Here is a 272-nt window from a genome sequence, read left to right on the forward strand (position 1 = left end):
GAAGTGTTTTTAATGGGTATCGTCAGCGAGCAGGAAGCCGCTAAAGCAGTTGACATAACCCGCCATGTTGAAGGTGTATCACGGGTGATTAAAGCCTTTGAGATCCGCAGCAACTAACTGAGCAAGGCGTTACTGACTACAACAACGCAGCCGCTTAACACTGGCTGCGTTTTTCTTTGCAGTTATTATCAGCACTCCTGCAGGGCTTTTAGCACTTTAGAGTGAAATTCGCGCTGCTTCATCACCAGCATGACCACAACCGCGGCCACCAT

1 protein-coding gene is annotated in these 272 nt (G+C 48.9%); it reads left to right on the plus strand.

All coding sequences use genetic code 11. The annotated features are described in order from the left end of the window. Positions 1–12 precede the first annotated feature (12 nt). Positions 13–117 carry a hypothetical protein gene (locus tag R0J87_RS20560; RefSeq protein ID WP_498888569.1) on the plus strand — a complete coding sequence of 35 codons (105 nt, stop codon included), beginning with the start codon at positions 13–15 and terminating at the stop codon, positions 115–117. The last annotated feature ends 155 nt before the right edge of the window (positions 118–272 follow it).

The sequence above is a fragment of the Halomonas sp. SIMBA_159 genome (assembly GCF_046536035.1).
GTDB lineage: Bacteria > Pseudomonadota > Gammaproteobacteria > Pseudomonadales > Halomonadaceae > Vreelandella > Vreelandella venusta_A.

What these genes read in the sequence shown, in the direction of transcription:
- R0J87_RS20560 (WP_498888569.1), top strand. Translation starts at nt 13, where the DNA reads ATGGGTATCGTCAGCGAGCAGGAAGCCGCTAAAGCAGTTGACATAACC.